We start from the raw sequence: 19,562 nt of genomic DNA on the forward strand, positions 1-19,562 counted from the left end.
CCCGCCACCCGCGACCCGCCGGTGATCGCGCCCGATCAGGGAAGTGGCGCCCTCTCGACGACCGAGGGGACGGACCACCTCCGGGATCGGGCGCGATCACCGCGACCCAACGGGTCAGGCCCGGCCGATGCGGTCCAGGATCCAGGCGTTGATGAACGCCTCCTCGCGCCAGGAGTCGTAGCGACCGCTCGGGCCGCCGTGCCCGGCACCCATCTCGGTCTTCAGCAGGTAGTCGCCGCTCGGTGCCACCGCCCGCAGTCGGGCGATCCACTTCGCCGGCTCCGAGTAGAGCACCCGGGTGTCGTTGAGGCTGGTCACCGCGAGGATCGCTGGATAGTCCACGGCGGCCACGTTCTCGTACGGCGTGTAGGACTTCATGTACGCGTACACCTCGGGGTCGTCGAGGGGGTTGCCCCACTCCTCCCACTCGGTGACTGTCAGCGGCAGCGACGGGTCGAGGATCGACGTGAGCGCGTCCACGAACGGCACCTGCGCCACGATCCCGGTGAACGCTTCCGGCGCGAGGTTGGCCACAGCGCCCATCAGCAGGCCACCGGCCGAGGCGCCCCGGGCGACCAGCCGGTCGCTGGACGTCCAGCCGGCCTTGACGAGGTGCTGGGCGCATGCCACGAAATCGGTGAAGGTGTTCTTCTTGGCCAGCAGCTTGCCCTGGTCGTACCACCGCCGGCCCAGCTCGCCGCCGCCCCGGATGTGCGCCACGGCGAAGACCACACCCCGGTCCAACAGGGACAGTCGGGCCACCGAGAACCACGGGTCCATGCTGGCCTCGTACGAGCCGTAGCCGTACAACTCGCAGGGCGCCGAGCCGTCCCGGGGGGTGCCGACGCGGCAGACCAGTGAGATCGGCACCCGGGTGCCGTCGTCGGCGAGTGCCCAGTCGCGGTGCTGCTCGTACTCGGCCGGGTCGTACGGTCGCCCGTCCGGACCGGGCAGCACCGGCTTCTGCTTGAGCAGCACCATCTGCCGGGTGACCAGGTCGTAGTCGTACACCGAGTCGGGGGTGATCAGCGAGGAGTAGCGCAGCCGGACCTGGCCGGTGCGGTACTCCGGGTTGGCGTCCAACCCGACGCTGTACAGCGGCTCGGGGAAGTCGATGTCGTACCCGTCGTCACTGCCCACCGGCAGCACCCGCAGCCCGGTGAGCCCCTCGGTGCGCAGCGACACCACCAGGTGGTTGGCGAAGGCGTCGACGGCTTCCAGTCGGGTGCCGGGGGTGTGCTCGATCAGCGGAACCCAGTCGCCTGGTACGTCCGCCGAGGTGAACGCCAGCGCGAAGTCCTCCGCGCCGTCGTTGTGCAGGATCAGGAAACGGTGGCCGTGGTGCTCGACCGTGTATTCGACGCCCTGTCGGCGGGGGGCGATCACGGCCGGCGCGCCGGTCGGGTTGCCGGCGGGGATCACCAGCACCTCGCTGGTCACCTTGCTGTGCACGTCGATGAGGATGAACTTCTCCGACCGGGTCAGCTCCACCCCCACCCAGAACCGCTCGTCGTCCTCCTGGTGGACGACCACGTCGTCGGCTGCTGCGGAGCCGATGGTGTGCCGCCAGACCCGGTTCGGCCGCCAGGCGTCGTCCACTGTCACGTAGAACAGCACCGAGGCGTCGGACGACCAGGCGGTGCCGTAGAAGGTGTCCGGCACCTCGTCCGGCAGCAGCTCGCCGGTGGTCAGGTCCTTCACCCGCAGGGTGAAGCGTTCGTCACCGGAGAAGTCGGTGGAGTAGGCCAGCCAGCGTCCGTCCGGGCTGACGTCGAACGCGCCGAGCGAGAGGAAGTCGTGCCCCTCGGCCAGCAGGTTGCCGTCGAGCAGCACCTCCTCGCCGTCGAGCGGGGCGCCGTCCGCGCTGACCGGCGGGTCGGTCTCACCGTCGCGGACTGCCCGGCGACACTGCACTCCGTACTGTTGCCCCTCGACCGTCCGGGTGTAGTACCAGTGCCCGCCCTTGCGGGTCGGCACGGACAGGTCGGTCTCCTGGGTGCGTCGGCGAGTCTCCTCGAACAGGTCGGCGCGCAGGTCGGCCAGGTGTGCGGTGCGCGCGTCGGTGTACTCGTTCTCGGCGGTCAGGTAGGCGATCGTCTCCGGGTCGTCCTTGGCGGCGAGCCAGGCGTACTCGTCGACGACGGTGTCGCCGTGGTGGGTGCGCTCGCTGGGCACCCGCTTCGCCGCGGGCGGGGCAGTCTCGGTGGTCACGGCGGCCACGTTACCGGCCGGCAGCCGCAGCGCGCCGGACCAGCGGCATCCCGATACTCGCCACCGCGACTTTAGAACACATGTACGATGGCCGGCATGGCGGCAGCAGCGAGTTCCCTCGGCCGGTCCGGAGCCCTTGAGATCACCCGGCGGTTGGCGGCGATCTGCGGTCCACCGTTCTCCCGGCTGGCCGGGCCGGCCGACGAGGTGGCGGGGCGACCGGCGCGTTGGGTGGCCGTCCCGGGTGGCCCGCACGCCGCCGCCGAGGTGCTGCGGCTGGCCGCCGTGCACGATCTGGCGGTGGTGCCCCGAGGCGCGGGCACGAAGATCGACTGGGGTGCCGCCCCCGTTCAGGTCGACATCCTGCTCGACACCGGCCGACTGGCCGGCATCGGTCACGAGCCGGTCGACTCGCTGGTGACCGAGGTGGGGGCCGGCACTCCACTGCGGGCGGTGCAGGCCACCCTGGAGCGCACCGGCCAGCGGCTCGCGATGGACGCCCCCTCACCCGGCGCGACAGTGGGCGGCGTGCTCGCCGCCGGCGAGGCCGGCCCGCTGCGCCACCGCCACGGCAGCCCCTGCGACCAACTTCTCGGTGTGCGTTACCTCGCCGCCGACGGCGAGCTGACCAGCGTCGGCGGTGGCGCGCCCGGGCTCGACCTGGCCCGCCTGCTCTGCGGCTCCCAGGGCGCGCTCGGCGTGCTGGTGTCGGCGAGCCTGCGGGTGCAGCCGGTGCCGGCGAGCAGGCTCTGGGTGTCCCGCCCGGTGTGGACGCCGTTGGAGGTGCACGACCTGGTCCGGACGATCCTCGCCGCTCGGCTGGAGCCGGCGGCCATCGAGCTGGACCTGCCCGGAGGCACCCCCCGCCCACGTACGCCGTACCCGCCCGGTCACCCGGCGGCCACCGCCCGGGAGCGCCATCCGTCGATGTCCGGCCGGGCCGGCGTCCCGTCCCGGGCCGGCAGCCTGGTGGTGCTGCTGGAAGGCGGCCCCGCCGACGTCACCGAGCGTGCCGAGCGGCTTGTCGGCCTGCTGCACGGGGAGGCCACGATCGCGCACTCCGCGCCGACGTGGTGGCGCCGCTACCCGTTCGCGCCGGGTGACACGGCGCTGCGCCTGGAGGTGCCGATCGGCGACCTGCACGCCGCCGTCTACGCGCTACGCGACGCGGCCGGAGCGCCGGTGCCGATACGTGGGTCCGCCGGGCTGGGCGTGGTGCACGCGGCGTTGCCCGGGGCGCTGGCAGCCGACCGGGTGGCGTCCATCCTGGCCGCCGTCCGAGGGGTGCTGCTGGCCCGGCAGGGCCGCTGCGTGGTGGTCTCCGCTCCGGCGGCGGTCCGCCAGGCGGTCGACCTCTGGGGCGAGTTGGCCGGCCTGGCCCAGTTGCGGGCCGCGAAGCGGCACCTCGATCCGGAGCACCGGCTCGCGCCCGGGCGGCTCCCCGGCGGCCTGTGAGGCCCGGCCGGCCGTGCTCAGTCCAGCCACCACCGGTGCATGTCCAGCAGCGGCGGGGTGAGGCGGGCCACCAGCACCAGCAGGCTGCCGGCCGCCCCGGCCAGCAGCAGTGACCGGGTTGCCCGGGGCAGGGCCTCGCGCTCCCGGACGACCAGCGCCACCGCGACGATCGCCAACGGCAGCCCGAGCACAGCACCCGTCAGGTAGAGCACCGCCACCACGGGGTGGAGCAGCCCGAAGAAGGCCATGTCCTTCGGGTCGTACGCGCCGGTCAGCATCTCGGCCGGGCCGACGCCGGCGCTCGCCATCTGACCGACGTAGAGCAGCAGCACGGCGAGGAACCCGCCGATGGTCGCGAACTGCGCGACGATCAGGGCCCGGACAAACGGCCGGGAGTACGACGTGACCTGCGCGGCACTCGACATGGTCGTCAATCTACCGAGCGGACCCGATAGCCGTTGGCCGCGCTGCGGTCAGGTCGCGTCGTTGCGGAGCACCAGGACGGCGATGTCGTCCCGGGGTGGCTCGACCGAGAAGTTGATCGCCGCGGCGCGCAGCCGGGCGGCCACCACGTCGGCCGAATATCCGGCCAGGGGAGCGGCGGCGTCCCGCAGCCGGTCGGTGCCGAACAGCTCCCGGCCGCGCCTCCGCTCGGTGACGCCATCGGTGTAGAAGATCAGCGAATCGCCCGGTGCGAGCGTGATCTCCGCCGTCGGCGAGGTGATCGTGTCGAGCAGGCCGAGCGCGGTGCCGCCGGTGCCGACGAACCCGGCGCCGCCCGCTGCGGCGAGCAGCACCGGCCGGTCGTGCCCGGCGAGGTGCAGTGAGACGTCCAACTGGTCACCCTCGCGCCCGACCGCTGCCAGGGCCAGCGTGCAGTAGCGACCGCCACCGCGCTCGACAAGCGTCTCGTTGAGCCGCGCCAGCGCCTCGGGTAACGGTTTGCCGTCGCCGACCAGCACCCGGATCACGTCCCGGACCAGCCCGGTCACCGCGGCGGCCTGGACACCCTTGCCCGAGACGTCACCGATCACCACCAGCCAGCGCCCGTCGGGCAGCGGCACCACGTCGTAGAAGTCGCCACCCACCTCGGCGTCGTCGCCGGTCGGGACGTACTCGGCGGCGAAACCGATCCCGTCCACAAGCGGCAGCACCGGCGGCAGCAGAGACTGCTGGAGCGTCTGCGCCACCCGACGGCGTTCGGCGTGGATCCGGGCGTTCTCGATGGCCAGCGCGGCCCGTCGAGCCACGTCCTCCAACACGGCCACCTCGTCCGGGTCGTGCCGGTGCCGCTGGTGCCGCCCCACCGCCAGGGTCCCGAGCCGCTGCCCGCGGGCGATCAGCGGGACGGCGAAACCCTCCATCGGCCCGCCCAGGGGGATCTGCGCCGCGCTGCGGGACGCCTCGCGGAGACGGGCCTGGATCGAATCCGGCCCGGTCTCCGCCAGCACCTTGTGCAACTGCGGAAGCATCGACTCGTCGGCGTGGCTGGCAGCCGCCAGCCGGAGCCGACCCCATTCGTCGGCGGTGTGCACAGCGCACCACTGACCGAGTCGCGGCACCACCAACTGCGGCACCAGCGCCATGGTCAGGTCGACGTCGAGCGACTGGGCCAGCAGTTCGCTCGCCTCGGCCAGGAAGGTAAGCCACACCTGCCGGCGGACGTCGGCCCGGCGCAGCCGGTCGTTCTCCAGGTGCAGCGACAGCCGCTCGGCGGTGAGCACCGCCAACGGTTGGGCGTACGCCGACGGCGCGGCGTCCAACTCCAACTCCCCGGCGTACGGGCGGTGCACAGTCAGTGGCACCCGGAGCAGGTCGCTGCCGGGGCGGGGCGGCCGACCGAAGCGGGCCAGCACCTGGCTGCCCTGCCCGTCGCCCCGGTCCAGGCGGATGGTGCCGCCGGCTGCGCCCACCATCTCGGCGACCCGGCTGAGCAGGCTGGTGGCGAAGTCGGGCAACGGGTCGTCCCCGTACAGGTCGGGGGCTGTCTGCATGAGTTCGCTCATCGCGCTGGCGCTCGGCGCGGACCCGTCGGTGCTCGTTCTTGGGCCGGCGTTGGCCGGTGTCGATTCGCCGATGGTCCCGCTGGAGGGCGGGCCGGCGCCGGGGCGGTCCAGCCGGAACCAGACGCCCTTTCCGGTGGGCAGGTACGTGGTGCCCCAGCGGCTGGCGAAGTGGTCGACCAGCAACAGGCCCCGGCCCCGCACGGAGACCTCGTTGATCTCGGTGGAGTCGTTGCGGTCGCCGACTGTCAGCTCGTCGCCGGAACCGGGGGCGAAGTCGGAGACGGTGACGGTCAGCCCGATCTCGTCCGCGACGACCTCGATGTCCAGTTCGGTACGGGCGTGCTCGACGGCGTTGGTGGTCAGCTCGGTGGTGAGCAGCAGCGCCTCGTTGGCCAGTTCGTCGAGGTGTGACTCGGTCAACACCGAGCGGACCACGGCGCGGGCGGCGGCCGGCGTACGGCGGTCGGCGGGCAGCCGCACACGCCGGACGGCCCCGTCCCGGGCCCCGGCCGTCGCGGGCCCCGCCTCGGCTGACACCCCCGTATCCTCCACCGTCTCCCTGCCGGGTGCCAAGCCGATCACCGATCGCGGGCTGTCGCGTCGGTCAGCGGCACCGGCGGCAGGGGGCTGGTCGACGCGTCGAAACGAACGGTCCGGGAGTCGGGCGAGGTTTGCGGCGCGCCGTGCCGGCTCGACCCTGATCGGGCGGGTCGACGGGCGATCGATGCCACCTGGCGGGTCGCGCACCCTGGCACCACGGCGCGCGCGGGCACAATATGGGGTGCCGGTGTGCCCGCACGGACCGGCGCCCCCCGAGTTGAGCGAGGAATGATGACCACGTCGAAGCAGTCGGTGGCGGATCCGTCCGCGTCCGACCACGAGGCGCTCCTCGGTGAGTTGGCCGAGGCACTGCGACGGATCGGGCGCGGTGACCTGAAGGTCCGGCTTCCCCGCCGGGCCGGCGCGGCCGGTGAGGTGGCGGACGCCTTCAACGAGGTGGTCTCGCTCCAGGAGCGGCAGTACCTGGACCTGCGGCGGATCAGCCGGATCGTCGGTCGCGACGGCCGGCTCACCGAGCGGCTCGACGACGAGGGGTTGGACGGCTCGTGGGCGGAGGGGCAGCGGGCGATCAACTCGCTGATCGACGACCTGGGTCGACCGACCACCGAGATCGCCCGGGTGATCGTGGCGGTCGCCGACGGTGACCTGTCCCAGCACATGGCGTTGGAGATCGACGGTCGGCCGCTGCGCGGTGAGTACCTGCGCATCGGGCGCACTGTGAACACGATGGTGGACCAGCTGTCGTCGTTCTCCAACGAGGTGACCCGGGTGGCCCGTGAGGTGGGCACCGAGGGCAAGTTGGGTGGCCAGGCCGACGTGCGGGGCGTCGCCGGCACCTGGAAGGACCTCACCGACTCGGTGAACACCATGGCGTCGAACCTGACCGGCCAGGTGCGGTCGATCTCGCAGGTGGCGACGGCGGTGGCCAAGGGTGACCTGTCGCAGAAGATCACGGTCAGCGCGCGTGGTGAGGTGGCCGAGCTGGCCGCCACGATGAACTACCTCACCGACACGCTGCGGCTCTTCGCCGAGCAGGTGACCCGGGTGGCCCGTGAGGTGGGCACCGAGGGCAAGTTGGGCGGCCAGGCCGAGGTGCCGAACGTGGCAGGCACCTGGAAGGACCTGACCGACAGCGTCAACTCGATGGCGTCGAACCTGACCGCCCAGGTCCGTAACATCGCCCAGGTCTCCACTGCTGTGGCGCGCGGCGACCTGTCGCAGAAGATCACGGTGGCGGCGCAGGGCGAAATCCTGGAGCTGAAGGACACCGTCAACACGATGGTGGACCAGTTGTCGTCGTTCGCCGACGAGGTGACCCGGGTCGCGCGTGAGGTGGGCATCGAGGGCAAGTTGGGTGGTCAGGCCCAGGTGCGCGGCGTCTCCGGCACCTGGCGGGACCTCACCGAGAACGTCAACCAGTTGGCCGGCAACCTGACCAGCCAGGTCCGCAACATCTCCCAGGTCTCCACCGCCGTGGCGAAGGGTGACCTGTCGCAGAAGATCACCGTGGACGCCCAGGGCGAGATCCTGGAGCTGAAGAACACCGTCAACACCATGGTCGACCAGTTGTCGTCGTTCGCCGACGAGGTGACCCGGGTGGCCCGTGAGGTGGGCACCGAGGGCAACCTGGGCGGTCAGGCGCAGGTGAAGGGTGTCTCGGGCACCTGGCGGGATCTGACCGACAACGTGAACTCGATGGCGTCGAACCTGACCAGCCAGGTCCGCAACATCGCCTCGGTGACCACCGCTGTGGCGAAGGGTGACCTGTCGCAGAAGATCACGGTGGACGCGCGGGGCGAGATCCTGGAGTTGAAGTCGACTGTCAACACGATGGTCGATCAGTTGTCGTCGTTCGCCGACGAGGTGACCCGGGTCGCGCGTGAGGTGGGCACCGAGGGCAAGTTGGGCGGTCAGGCGCAGGTGCGCGGGGTCGCCGGCACGTGGCGGGACCTGACCGACAACGTGAACTCGATGGCGTCGAACCTGACCGCCCAGGTCCGCAACATCGCCCAGGTCTCCACCGCTGTGGCGAAGGGTGACCTGTCGCAGAAGATCACGGTGGACGCGCGGGGCGAGATCCTGGAATTGAAGTCGACTGTCAACACGATGGTCGACCAGTTGTCGTCGTTCGCCGACGAGGTGACCCGGGTCGCGCGCGAGGTGGGCACCGAGGGCAAGCTCGGCGGTCAGGCGCAGGTGAAGGGCGTTTCCGGCACGTGGCGGGATCTGACCGACAACGTGAACTCGATGGCGTCGAACCTGACCAGCCAGGTCCGCAACATCGCCTCGGTGACCACCGCCGTGGCGAAGGGTGACCTGTCGCAGAAGATCACCGTGGACGCCCAGGGCGAGATCCTGGAGCTGAAGTCGACTGTCAACACGATGGTCGACCAGCTGTCGTCGTTCGCCGACGAGGTGACCCGGGTGGCCCGCGAGGTCGGTATCGAGGGCAAGCTCGGCGGCCAGGCGCAGGTGAAGGGCGTCTCCGGCACCTGGCGCGACCTCACCGAGAACGTCAACCAGCTCGCCTCGACGCTGACCACGCAGTTGCGGGCCATCGCCCAGGTGTCCACCTCGGTGACCCGGGGCGACCTGACCCAGCGGATCGCTGTCAAGGCGCAGGGCGAGGTCGCCGAGCTGAAGGACAACATCAACCAGATGATCGTCACCCTTCGGGAGACGACAAAGAAGAACGCCGAGCAGGGCTGGCTGGACTCCAACCTCGCCCGGATCGGCGGCCTCCTGCAGGGCCAGCGCGACCTCGGCGAGGTCTGCCGCATGATCATGACGGAGGTGACCCCGCTGGTCGACGCCCAGCTCGGCGCCTTCTTCCTGGCCGACGACACAGACGGCAGCATGCGGCTGCGGCTGACCTCCTCGTACGGGTACGTGGCGCGGGGGCACGACGTCACCTTCGGGCCGGGTGAGGGGCTGGTCGGGCAGACAGCGCTCTCCCGTCGCACGATCCGGGTCAGCGCCTCCCCGAACAGTCGGCTCACCCTGCGGTCCGGCCTGGCCGAGACACCCCCGTCCGACCTGGTGGTGCTCCCCGTCCTGTTCGAGGGCGAGCTGCTCGGGGTGATCGAGTTCGCCAGTGTGTCGGCCTTCTCCGAACTGCACCTGTCGTTCCTGGAGCGGTTGGTGCTCACCATCGGCATCGCCGTCAACACCATCCAGGCCAACCGGCGTACGGAGGAGCTGCTGGCCCAGTCGCAGCGGCTGGCCCACGAGATGCAGGAGCAGTCGGCGGAGTTGCAGCGCACCAACGCCGAGCTGGAGGAGAAGGCCACTCTGCTGTCCGAGCAGAAGGGCAACATCGAGACGAAGAACCGGGAGATCGAGCTGGCGCGGCTGGGCCTGGAGGAGAAGGCGCAGCAGCTGACCCGGGCATCGGCGTACAAGTCGGAGTTCCTGGCCAACATGAGCCACGAGCTGCGGACCCCGCTGAACTCGTTGCTGCTGCTGGCCCGTCTGCTGGCCGAGAACTCGGAGCAGAACCTCAGCCCGAAGCAGATCGAGTTCGCCCGGACCATCCACGGGTCCGGCTCCGACCTGCTGCGACTGATCGACGACATCCTCGACCTGTCCAAGATCGAGGCGGGCCGGATGGACGTCGAGCCGACCGAGATCCGCTTCACCGAGCTGCGCGGCTACGTGGAGCAGGCGTTCGCGCCGCAGGCCGAGGAGAAGAACCTGGACTTCCAGGTACGGGTCAGCAAGGATCTGCCGCCGGCGTTGGTGACCGACGCGCAGCGGTTGCAGCAGATCCTGCGCAACCTGCTCTCCAATGCTGTGAAGTTCACCGACAACGGGGCCGTGACGTTGCGGATCGCCCCGGCCGCGGAGAACGCGGTCTTCGACGTGCCGGCGCTGACGAACGCCCAGCAGGTGATCGCGTTCACCGTGATCGACACCGGGATCGGCATCTCCGACGACAAGCTGTCGATCATCTTCGAGGCGTTCCAGCAGGCCGACGGCACTACCAGTCGCCGGTACGGCGGCACCGGCCTGGGCCTGTCGATCAGCCGCGATCTGGCCCGACTGATCGGCGGCACCATCACCGTCTCGTCCGCGCCCGGTCAGGGCTCGACCTTCACCCTGTTCGTGCCGCAGGTGCTGGCCCCGGACGCGGTGGTCGCGCCGCAGACTCCGTCGCCGCAGCGCGCCGGGCTGCCGTCGTCGCTGCTGATGCCGCCGCTGGAACTGCTGTCGGAACGGCCGGAGGCGCCGGCCACCCGTCAACTGGACGGTGCCACGGTGCTGATCGTGGATGACGACGTCCGCAACGTCTTCGCCTTGACCAGCGCGTTGGAGCTGCACGGGATGACCGTGCTGTACTCGGACAACGGGGCGGACGGTGTCCGTCTGCTGGCCGAGCATCCGGAGGTGGACATCGTGCTGATGGACGCCATGATGCCCGACCAGGATGGTTACGAGACCACCCGCCAGATTCGCCGCAACCACCGGTTCGCCGACCTTCCGGTGGTCTTCCTGACCGCGAAGGCGATGCCGGGTGACCGTGAGTCGGCCCTCGCTGCCGGGGGCAGCGACTACATCACCAAGCCGGTCGACCTGGACGACCTGATCGAACTGATGTCGTCCTGGATCAACGGCAGCCGGACCGAGGAGACTTCGTGACCCAGATGGCCAAAGCGCTGCTCGTGGACGACCGGCGGCAGAACCTGACAGCCCTGGAGGCGATCCTCCAGGGGCTGCCGGTCCAGTCGGTGGCGGTGGAGAGCGGCGAGGCGGCGCTCAAGCAGCTGCTGGTGGACGACTTCGCGGTGATCCTGCTGGACGCGCAGATGCCGGACATGGACGGCTTCGAGACGGCGAGTCACATCAAGCGCCGCGAGCGGACCCGGCACGTGCCGATCATCTTCCTCACCGCCGCCGACCGGGACGCCCAGCTCGCCCTTCGGGGTTACCAGGTGGGCGCGGTGGACTACCTCACCAAGCCGTTCGACCCGTGGGTGCTCCGGGCCAAGGTGTCGGTCTTCGTCGAGCTGTGGGTGAAGACCCGGCAGCTCGCAACCCAGTCGGATCTGGTCCGGGAGCGCGACACGCAGTGGCGGCGGCTCACCGACGCGGTTGACGAGGCGACCGCGCAGCTCCGTTCGGACGACCCGGAGGTCCGCGGCCGGGCGGTACGGCTGCTCGAACAGGCCCGTTGGGGCAACACCGCCTGACGGCGGCGGGGCGGCTCAGCCGGTGGGCTGGTCGTTGCGGATCATCAGGGCGCTGCGCAGGCCGGTGATGTCCAGCACGCGGATCAGGAAGTCGCCCACGTGCGTCAGCATCAGCAGGCTCTGCGCGTGGCTGGCCTTGCGGCTGAGCACGACAAGGGTGCCCAGGCCCTGCGAGTCGCAGAAGGTGACGCCGCCGAGGTCGAGCACGATCTTCGGCGGCGGGTCGGCCAGCACCTCGTTGACGACGGTGGAGAGCTGGGCCGCCGTGAGCATGTCGATCTCACCGGCCAGGCGCAAGACTGCTTCGTCGCCCGTCCGGTGTAGCGTGATGGACAGTTCGGCACGATCCACCCGGTCAGCCTAGCGCGATCCGACCGACCTGGCCTGTCGAGGCCGCGAGCCGTCGCCGTCCAGGCCACAAGCCCCGTTTCGGCGCTGTTGACCGAGGCGGGTCGCAGGTGAGCCGGGTAACCCCGCCACGGGGTGGCTGCTGGTTGACCGTCCGGCGCTGTCACAATGGCGGCATCGTGACCGACATCTTTCCTGCCGGATCCGGCCGCTACCCAGCCGACGCGCCGGCCTCCGAGGCCCTGTTCGACCGCGCCCGCGCCATCGTGCCGGGCGGGGTGAACTCCCCTGTGCGCGCCTTCCAGGCGGTCGGCGGCACCCCACGTTTCATGGTCCGTGGTGAGGGCCCGTGGCTGTACGACGCCGACGGTCGCCGCTACGTCGATCTGGTCTGCTCCTGGGGTCCGTTGATCCTCGGGCACGCCCACCCGGAGGTGGTGGAGGCCGTCCAGGCCGCCGCCGCACGGGGCACCAGCTTCGGCACTCCCACCCCCGGTGAGGTGGAGCTGGCCGACGAGATCGTCGCCCGGACCCCGGTCGAGCAGGTCCGCCTGGTCAACTCCGGCACCGAGGCGACCATGTCGGCGATCCGGCTGGCCCGTGGCTTCACCGGCCGCTCGAAGATCATCAAGTTCGCCGGCTGCTACCACGGCCACGTCGACGCGTTGCTCGCCGCCGCCGGCTCCGGCGTGGCCACCCTGGGCCTGCCCGACTCGCCCGGCGTGACCGGCGCGGCGGCCAGCGAGACGATAGTGCTTCCGTACAACGACATCCGGGCCGTCGAGGAGGCCTTCGCCGCCGAGGGCCCGCACATCGCCGCGGTGATCACCGAGGCCGCAGCCGGCAACATGGGCGTGGTGGCCCCCCGCGACGGCTTCAACCAGCAGCTCGCCCGGATCGCGCACGCACACGGTGCCCTGCTGGTGGTGGACGAGGTGATGACCGGGTTCCGGGTCTCCCGCGCCGGGTGGCACGGCCTCGACGCCTCCGACGCCGATCTGTGGACGTACGGCAAGGTCATGGGGGGTGGCCTGCCCGCCGCGGCGTTCGGCGGGCGCGCGGACATCATGGCGCGTCTCGCGCCGGCAGGCCCGGTCTACCAGGCCGGCACCCTCTCCGGTAACCCGCTGGCCTGCGCCGCCGGCCTGGCGACCCTGCGGCTCGCCGACGACGCGTTGTACCAGCGCCTCGACGAGACGGCCGCCGTCGTGGGCAAGCTCGCGTCCGACGCGTTGGCCGCCGCCGGGGTCCCGCACCGACTGTCGTACGCGGGCAGCATGTTCTCGGTCTTCTTCACCGACGCCGACGTGGTCGACTACGACAGCGCGCGCACCCAGCAGGTGCCGGCGTTCAAGGCGTTCTTCCACGCGATGCTCGCCGCTGGCGTCTACCTGCCGCCGAGCGCGTTCGAGTCGTGGTTCGTGTCGGCGGCGCTCGACGACGCCGCTCTGGAACACATCGCCGACGCGCTGCCCACGGCGGCGAACGCGGCGGCAGCGGCCGGTCACGGGGGGTAGAAGATCTTGAGCAAGACGGTGGTCCACGTGCTTCGGCACGGCGAGGTGTACAACCCCGACCAGATCCTCTATGGCCGGCTGCCCGGGTTCCGCCTCTCCGAGCTGGGTGTGCAGATGGCCAAGGCCGCCGCGCAGGGCCTGGCCGAGCGGGAGATCGTGCACGTGGTGGCGAGCCCGCTGGAGCGCGCCCAGCAGACCGCCGAGCCGATCGCCGCCCAGTTCGGGCTGCCGGTGGGGGTGGACGAGCGGCTGATCGAGAGCGCCAACTGGTTCGAGGGCAAGAAGGTCTCCCCGGGTGACGGGTCGTTCCGCGACCCGCGCAACTGGTGGGTGCTGCGCGACCCGGTGACCCCGTCCTGGGGTGAGGCGTACCGGGTGATCGCGGAGCGGATGTTCGCTGCCGTGCACGCCGCCCGGGTCGCCGCCGAGGGACGCGAGGCGGTGCTGGTGTCGCACCAGCTCCCGATCTGGACGTTGCGTCGTTACGTCGAGCGCAAGCGGCTCTGGCACGACCCGCGCAAGCGGCAGTGCGGGCTGGCGAGTCTCACCTCGTTCCACTTCGATGGCGCGAAGGTGGCGGGCATCGGCTACAGCGAGCCGGCCGCGCACCTGATCGCTCTCTCCGCGACCGCCCGGACGGCCAAGGGGGCCTGATGAACGCCCGGAGGTGGACCGCCGGTCTGCTCGCCACCGTCGCCGCGGTGGCGTTGGTCGGCTGCACGTCCGGGGGCGGCGGGGAGAAGGACTGCACAAGTGATGGCCTCACGATCACCTGTGCGCCGGACCAGCGGTCGAAGACCCCCAAGGTGATCGGCGAACTGCTCACCGGCGGCCAGTACGACGTCTCCCAGGCGCGCGGCCAGGTGGTGGTGGTCAACTTCTGGGGTTCCTGGTGCGCTCCCTGCCGTGCGGAGGCCGACGACCTGGAGGACACCTACCAGGCCACCAAGGCGTCCGGGGTGACCTTCCTCGGGGTCAACGTGCAGGACAGCAAGGACAAGGCGATCGCCTTCGAGCAGGGGCGGGCCACCTACCCGAGCATCTTCGACCCCTCCAGCCGCCAGGCGCTGAACTTCGACATCCCGCCCAATTCGACACCGGCGACTGTTGTCCTCGACCGCGACGGCCGGATCGCCGTGGTGATCCGTCGCGCTGTGACGAAGGACGAGCTGCTGCCGATCGTCGAACGGGTCGCCGCCGAGAAGCCGGCCCCGAACTGATGGGGGAGACCTTCGAGCAACTGGCCCTCCGCGGGCCGCTGCTGCTCGCCATCGGCGCGGCGGCGCTCGCCGGCCTGGTCAGTTTCCTCTCCCCGTGCGTGCTTCCGCTCGTCCCCGGTTACCTGTCGTACGTGACCGGTCTGGCCGGCGCCGACCTGGAGGGCCGGCGGCCGGAGGCCGATCCCGCGCCGGCCGGCGGGGGTGTCGCCGTCAAGGAGCGGGTCGCGCGGGTCGGCGCGGTCAAGGGTCGGGTACTCGCCGGGACGCTTCTCTTCATCGGCGGCTTCACAGTCGTCTTCGTGGCCACCGCGATCCTCTTCGCCAGCATCGGCCGGGTGTTCTTCGACTACAAGCGCGAGTTGCAGATCGGCGTCGGCGTGCTGATCATCGTGGCGGGGTTGAGCTACCTCGGGATGATCCCGGCCCTGCAACGGGAGTTCCGGATCTCCCGGTTGCCGTCGGCCGGACTGCTCGGCGCACCGGTCTTCGGGGCGGTCTTCGCGCTCAGTTGGGTGCCCTGCACCGGCCCCACGCTCGGCGCGGTGATGGGCATGGCCACCGCAAGCGGCCAGAGCGACCGAGCCGTGGTGCTCGCCGTGGCGTACTGCCTCGGGTTGGGGATACCGTTCATCGTCTTCGGGCTGGGCTTCGAACGCCTGCTCGGGGTCTTCCGCGCCGTTCGGCGCAACAGCCGCTGGGTCACCCGGGTCGGTGGCGCCCTGCTCATCCTGATCGGTCTGGCCCTGGTCACCGGCGGATGGCAGAGCTTCGTGATCTGGCTGCAGACCACCGTCGGGGTGGGCGAGGTGAGCATCTGATGACTGTCGTCGAGGACCGACCGGAGACCGCGGCGCCCGCGCCACGCCGCCGGCCGAACCGGCTGCTGGCCCTGCTGCGCAACTCGTGGCGGCAGCTCACCAGCATGCGTACGGCGCTGATCCTGCTCTTCCTGCTCGCGATCGCCGCCATCCCCGGCTCGGTGCTGCCGCAGCGCGGGATCAGCCCGGAGAAGGTCAACGAGTACTTCGTCGACCACCCGGACTGGGCCCCCCGGCTGGACCGGATCGGCGCGTTCGAGGTCTTCGGGTCGGTCTGGTTCTCCGCGATCTACCTGCTGCTGTTCACCTCCCTGATCGGCTGCATCACGCCCCGGCTGCGTGACCACGTCCGCACGCTGCGCTCGCGTCCGCCGGCCGCGCCGAAGCGGATGGCCCGGCTGCCGCAGCACACAGTGCTGCCCGCCCCGCCCGGTGGGGCGGCGGCCATCGCGGAGGCGCTGCGCAAGCGCCGCTGGCGTGTCGAGGTGCGCGGCGACGAGGTCTCCGCCGAGAAGGGCTACCTCAAGGAGACCGGCAACCTGCTGTTCCACACCTCGCTGATCGCGGTGCTGATCGGCGTGGCGCTCGGCTCCTGGTACGGCTGGAGCGGCAACCGGCTGCTGGTGGCCGGCGCTGACAACGCGTTCTGCAACACCCGTCAGCAGTACGCCGAGGCGAAGCTCGGCCCTCAGGTGGACAGCGCCGACCTGCCCGGCTTCTGCCTGCGGCTGGACGACTTCGAGGCCCGGTTCCTGGCGTCCGGCCAACCGGAGTTCTTCAACGCCACTGTCACAGTCGACGGCCCGGACGAGCCGACCCGCAGCGCCGACTTCTCGGTGAACTCGCCGCTGCGCCTCAACGACGCGAGCGTTTACCTGCTCGGCCACGGGTACGCCCCGGTGATCCGCTACACCGACCGGTTCGGCAACAGCCAGATCAGTGACGAACCGTTCCTGACCACCGGCGACATGGGCCTGACCAGCGAAGGGTTGGCGGCCTTCCCGGACGCGAACGTCGACCCGGCGACCGGTCAGCGCGCACCGGATCTGCAGATGGCGTTCACCGGCATCTACCTGCCCACGGCACCCGAGCAGGCGCCGTTCGTCCGCTCGCAGTACCCGACCGAGCGCAACCCGGCGCTGAACCTGGTCGCCTACCGGGGCAACCTCGGCCTGGACGCCGGTATCCCCGGCTCGGTCTACCAACTCGACCAGCGGCAGGTGCGGGCCGGCAAGGTCAAGGAGGTCGGCACCAAACTGCTCCGCAAGGGCGAGACCTGGAAGCTGGACGACGGCACGACAGTCGAGTTCCTGGGCACCGAGCGGTACGTCACCCTCTCCATCCGGCACGATCCGGGCTCGACGATGCTGCTGGTCAGCTGCGGCGTCCTGCTGGTCGGGTTGATGGGTTCGCTGTTCGGGAAACGCCGCCGGGTGTTCTTCCGGGTGGTGCCGGCCGACCCCGGGGAAGGATCTCCGACGAGCGGTAGTAGCTTGATGGAGGTCGGCGGGTTGCCGCGTACCGACTATCCAGGGTTCGCCGACGAGTTCACCCAGCTGGTCGCCGCCGTCAGCGGTGCCGAACGGGCTGGTGCTGGCGCTGACTCCGCTGACCGGGCCGGCGTGCGAGAAGGAGCCGAGTGATGTCCGCACTCTCCGACAATCTGGTGACATTCGCGATCCTGGCGTACCTGATCGCGATGATCGGCCACGCCGTCGAGTACGCGCTGGGCAACGTGCGTACCCGGGTCGCCACGGCGGCTCCGGTGCGCGAGTTGGTCGGTGCGGGTGGCGGTGTCGTCCCGACGCCGCCCGCGCCGGTCCCGTCGCCGCCCACGGTCGACCGTTCCGCCGGGCGGGCCCGGCTCGCGGGCCTGATCGGGGTGGGCGCCACGGCTGTCGCCGCCGCGCTGCACCTGGCGGCGCTGGTGACCCGTGGGCTCGCTGCGGACCGGATGCCCTGGGGCAACATGTACGAGTTCGTGCTCACTGTGACGTTCATCGGGGTGGCCGCCTGGCTGGTGGTGCTCTGGAAGCGACAGTCGCTGCGCAAGCTCGGGCTCTTCCTCACCCTGGTGATGGTGCTGCTGGTCGCCACCGCCGAGCTGGTGCTGTACGTGCCGATCGTGCCGCTGGTGCCGGCGCTGAACTCGTACTGGTTCATCATCCACGTCTCGACGATCGTCTTCGCGTCCGGCATCTTCCTGCTCGGTGTGGTGCCGGCGGTCGGCTTCCTGATGCGCAACGGGTACGAGCAGGGCAAGCGCAGCTTCCCGTACACACTGGCCAAGCGGCTGCCCGGCGCGGCGGGCCTGGAGCGGCTGACCTTCGCGCTGCACGCCTTCGCCTTCCCGATCTTCACCTTCGCGGTGATCGCCGGTGCCATCTGGGCCGAGGCGGCCTGGGGCCGGCCGTGGGGCTGGGACCCGAAGGAGACCTGGGCGTTCATCTCCTGGGTGGTGTACGCCGGCTACCTGCACGCCCGCGCGACGCCCAGCGTCAAGCGGAACGTGGCCACCTGGATCGCGGTGCTCGGCTTCCTCACCATGCTGATGAACCTGTTCGGCGTGAACATCTTCTTCACCGGCCTGCACTCGTACGGCGGGCTGGACTGATCCTGGCAACGCGGTGCGGGCCGGTCACGGATTCCGTCAGTGAGCGGCCCGCGTCCACCGGGTGGGTTGCCAGGCCCGCAACGCCCGCTCGACCTGGATGGTGACCTGGTAGGACACCTCCGGTAGATCGGCCAGCTCGATCCGCTCACCGCGCATCGCCAGTTGGGCGTGCAGTTCCCGGGCGACGGCGTCACGAAGTTCGACCAGCAGGGGCGACAACCCGTCCGGGTCGCCGACGACGTAGGCGTCCGACATGAAGCCACTCTGCGCCCGCTTCCCGCCGTTCGGCCAGGCCCGGTGAGATGTGTCTGCCGGGCTTGACCCGGTCCTGATCGGCGATATGGCGGTGTCCCGCGCCCGGTCGGCCGTTGATCCACTCGGCTTCCAGGAAGTCGGGGTGTCCTGCGGCCCGGGACACCGCGACTTTCTGAAACCCGGGTGGATCTTGTGGTGGCCGCCGGTGAGCCGGGGTCGCAGCTCGCGTTACCGCGATATGCGCGTCATGGGGTGACGCAGCGTCGAGGGCTCGCTACCGTGCGGCAGGTGGGTCGTGCGACCCGACGATCGCGGCGGAAGGTGGATGCAGTGACCACAGTGGTGTCCACGGCGGCGCTGATCCGGGAGCAGCTCCGGCGGTCCCGGCTCGCGGCCGGGCTGACTCAGGAGGAGTACGGCAAACGCGCGCACTACTCGCCGTCAATGGTGTCGGCCGTCGAGCTGGGGCAGGCGGCGCCCAACGAGGCGTACCTGATCCGGGCCGACGAGGTGCTCGACACCGGCGGCCTGCTGGTCTCACTGCGGGAGCTGGGTCGGCGCGACGGCGAGCCGGTCTGGTTCCGCCCCTGGCTGGAGGTCGAGCGGGTCGCCACCCAACTGCGCTGCTTCGGCGCGACGATGATTCCCGGGCTGTTGCAGACCGCCGACTACGCCCGGGCGGTGTTCCGGCTCGACCTGGGGCTGACAGCCGACCGGGTGGAGGAGTTGGTGGCGGCCCGGTTGGAGCGGCAGACGATCCTCGACAGGGAGCACCCGCCGCAGCTCACCGCCGTGATCGACGAGGCCGCGTTGCAGCGCTTCGCGGAGGGCTGCGCCGGGGTGCTGGCCGAGCAACTGCGGCACCTGGTGACGTGCGCCCGCCGCCCGCACATCAGGGTGCACGTGCTGCCGCAGGGTGTGGGCCTGCACGCCGGCCTCTTCGGGCCGTTCATCCTCGGCCGCACCGCCGACGGCAGTTGGCTTGGCTTCCTTGACAACCAGACCGGTGGCACCGCCGTGGACGACATCAACGAGGTGGCGACGCTGCTCGGAAGGTGGGAGAGTCTGCGCAGTGACGCGCTGCCCCGGCAGCAGTCGATCGACCTGCTCGAGGAGATCGTGAAGCCATGGATCTGACCGGAGCCCGCTGGCACAAGTCCACCCGGAGCGGCAATGACGCTGGCGCCTGCGTCGAGGTCGCTGACAACCTGCCCGGCCGGGTGCACGTCCGCGATTCCAAGGACCGCGACGGCGATTTGCTGACCTTCACCCCGGCCTCGTGGCGGGCCTTCGTCGAGCTGGCCCGCACCCACTGACCGTCCGCTCAGCCGGGTAGCCGCAGGCGTTCCCGCCCCCGGTCCGGGCCAC

General features: G+C 70.8%; 16 protein-coding genes. 11 read left to right on the forward strand and 5 right to left on the reverse strand.

The genetic code is table 11. The features are described 5' to 3' along the window. Positions 1-114 precede the first annotated feature (114 nt). Entirely contained in the window at positions 115-2,211 is a 2,097-nt protein-coding gene (locus AB0K35_RS11645) for a S9 family peptidase (RefSeq protein ID WP_238668686.1), read from the reverse strand. 96 nt (positions 2,212-2,307) lie between these two features. Between AB0K35_RS11645 and AB0K35_RS11650 the strand changes: the two genes are divergently transcribed. Continuing rightward, the gene (locus AB0K35_RS11650; protein ID WP_363885063.1) at positions 2,308-3,666 is read left to right on the forward strand and encodes an FAD-binding oxidoreductase; all 1,359 of its coding nucleotides are present in this window, start codon (positions 2,308-2,310) and stop codon (positions 3,664-3,666) included. 17 nt (positions 3,667-3,683) lie between these two features. Here AB0K35_RS11650 and AB0K35_RS11655 read toward each other — a convergent pair whose 3' ends face one another. Both AB0K35_RS11655 and AB0K35_RS11660 read right to left on the reverse strand, forming a co-directional pair. Next, entirely contained in the window at positions 3,684-4,091 is a 408-nt protein-coding gene (locus AB0K35_RS11655) for a hypothetical protein (RefSeq protein WP_363885066.1), read from the reverse strand. 48 nt (positions 4,092-4,139) lie between these two features. Continuing rightward, positions 4,140-6,209 (reverse strand): SpoIIE family protein phosphatase, encoded by a 2,070-nt coding sequence (locus tag AB0K35_RS11660; RefSeq protein ID WP_363885069.1) that lies wholly within the window; start codon positions 6,207-6,209, stop codon positions 4,140-4,142. A 294-nt stretch (positions 6,210-6,503) separates the two neighbouring features. Between AB0K35_RS11660 and AB0K35_RS11665 the strand changes: the two genes are divergently transcribed. Together AB0K35_RS11665 and AB0K35_RS11670 are read left to right on the forward strand one after the other, a co-directional pair. Then, complete coding sequence (locus AB0K35_RS11665; RefSeq protein ID WP_238668690.1) at positions 6,504-10,871, forward strand: HAMP domain-containing protein; 4,368 nt, start codon at positions 6,504-6,506, stop codon at positions 10,869-10,871. Next, positions 10,868-11,422, forward strand: coding sequence for a response regulator (locus AB0K35_RS11670; protein WP_363885072.1), 555 nt, complete (start codon positions 10,868-10,870; stop codon positions 11,420-11,422). The genes AB0K35_RS11665 and AB0K35_RS11670 overlap by 4 nt, the downstream gene beginning before the upstream one ends. A gap of 15 nt (positions 11,423-11,437) precedes the next feature. On the opposite strand, the gene AB0K35_RS11675 is transcribed toward AB0K35_RS11670, so the two are convergent. Continuing rightward, the gene (locus AB0K35_RS11675) at positions 11,438-11,773 is read right to left on the reverse strand and encodes an STAS domain-containing protein (RefSeq protein ID WP_088951070.1); all 336 of its coding nucleotides are present in this window, start codon (positions 11,771-11,773) and stop codon (positions 11,438-11,440) included. Positions 11,774-11,949: 176 nt separating this feature from the next. On the opposite strand from AB0K35_RS11675, the gene hemL reads away from it, so the two are divergent. Genes hemL through ccsB form a run of 6 tightly spaced genes read left to right on the forward strand, consistent with a single transcriptional unit; the run spans position 11,950 to position 17,939 of the window. Beyond that, positions 11,950-13,287, forward strand: coding sequence for a glutamate-1-semialdehyde 2,1-aminomutase (gene hemL / locus AB0K35_RS11680; RefSeq protein ID WP_238668691.1), 1,338 nt, complete (start codon positions 11,950-11,952; stop codon positions 13,285-13,287). A gap of 6 nt (positions 13,288-13,293) precedes the next feature. After that, on the forward strand, positions 13,294-13,941 hold the full coding sequence (locus AB0K35_RS11685) for a histidine phosphatase family protein (protein WP_091395739.1): 648 nt from the start codon (positions 13,294-13,296) through the stop codon (positions 13,939-13,941). Next, complete coding sequence (locus AB0K35_RS11690; protein ID WP_238668692.1) at positions 13,941-14,507, forward strand: TlpA disulfide reductase family protein; 567 nt, start codon at positions 13,941-13,943, stop codon at positions 14,505-14,507. The genes AB0K35_RS11685 and AB0K35_RS11690 overlap by 1 nt, the downstream gene beginning before the upstream one ends. Continuing rightward, a complete protein-coding gene (locus tag AB0K35_RS11695; RefSeq protein WP_238668693.1) occupies positions 14,507-15,325 on the forward strand; it encodes a cytochrome c biogenesis protein CcdA in 819 nt (272 codons plus the stop codon). Before AB0K35_RS11690 ends, AB0K35_RS11695 begins: the two co-directional genes overlap by 1 nt. Next, on the forward strand, positions 15,325-16,968 hold the full coding sequence (locus AB0K35_RS11700) for a cytochrome c biogenesis protein ResB (protein WP_238668694.1): 1,644 nt from the start codon (positions 15,325-15,327) through the stop codon (positions 16,966-16,968). Before AB0K35_RS11695 ends, AB0K35_RS11700 begins: the two co-directional genes overlap by 1 nt. Then, positions 16,968-17,939: a c-type cytochrome biogenesis protein CcsB gene (gene ccsB / locus AB0K35_RS11705; protein WP_238668695.1), complete on the forward strand. Its 972-nt coding sequence runs from the start codon at positions 16,968-16,970 to the stop codon at positions 17,937-17,939. The genes AB0K35_RS11700 and ccsB overlap by 1 nt, the downstream gene beginning before the upstream one ends. A 36-nt stretch (positions 17,940-17,975) precedes the next feature. Here the strand turns inward: ccsB and AB0K35_RS11710 are convergent, their stop codons facing one another. Then, complete coding sequence (locus AB0K35_RS11710) at positions 17,976-18,194, reverse strand: hypothetical protein (protein ID WP_124774705.1); 219 nt, start codon at positions 18,192-18,194, stop codon at positions 17,976-17,978. A gap of 330 nt (positions 18,195-18,524) precedes the next feature. On the opposite strand from AB0K35_RS11710, the gene AB0K35_RS11715 reads away from it, so the two are divergent. Together AB0K35_RS11715 and AB0K35_RS11720 are read left to right on the forward strand one after the other, a co-directional pair. Continuing rightward, positions 18,525-19,331: a helix-turn-helix transcriptional regulator gene (locus AB0K35_RS11715; RefSeq protein ID WP_238668696.1), complete on the forward strand. Its 807-nt coding sequence runs from the start codon at positions 18,525-18,527 to the stop codon at positions 19,329-19,331. Further along, positions 19,322-19,510, forward strand: coding sequence for a DUF397 domain-containing protein (locus tag AB0K35_RS11720; protein WP_238668697.1), 189 nt, complete (start codon positions 19,322-19,324; stop codon positions 19,508-19,510). The genes AB0K35_RS11715 and AB0K35_RS11720 overlap by 10 nt, the downstream gene beginning before the upstream one ends. The last annotated feature ends 52 nt before the right edge of the window (positions 19,511-19,562 follow it).

The sequence above is a fragment of the Micromonospora sp. NPDC053740 genome (genome assembly GCF_040677775.1).
In the GTDB taxonomy this organism is placed as follows: Bacteria; Actinomycetota; Actinomycetes; order Mycobacteriales; family Micromonosporaceae; genus Micromonospora; species Micromonospora alfalfae.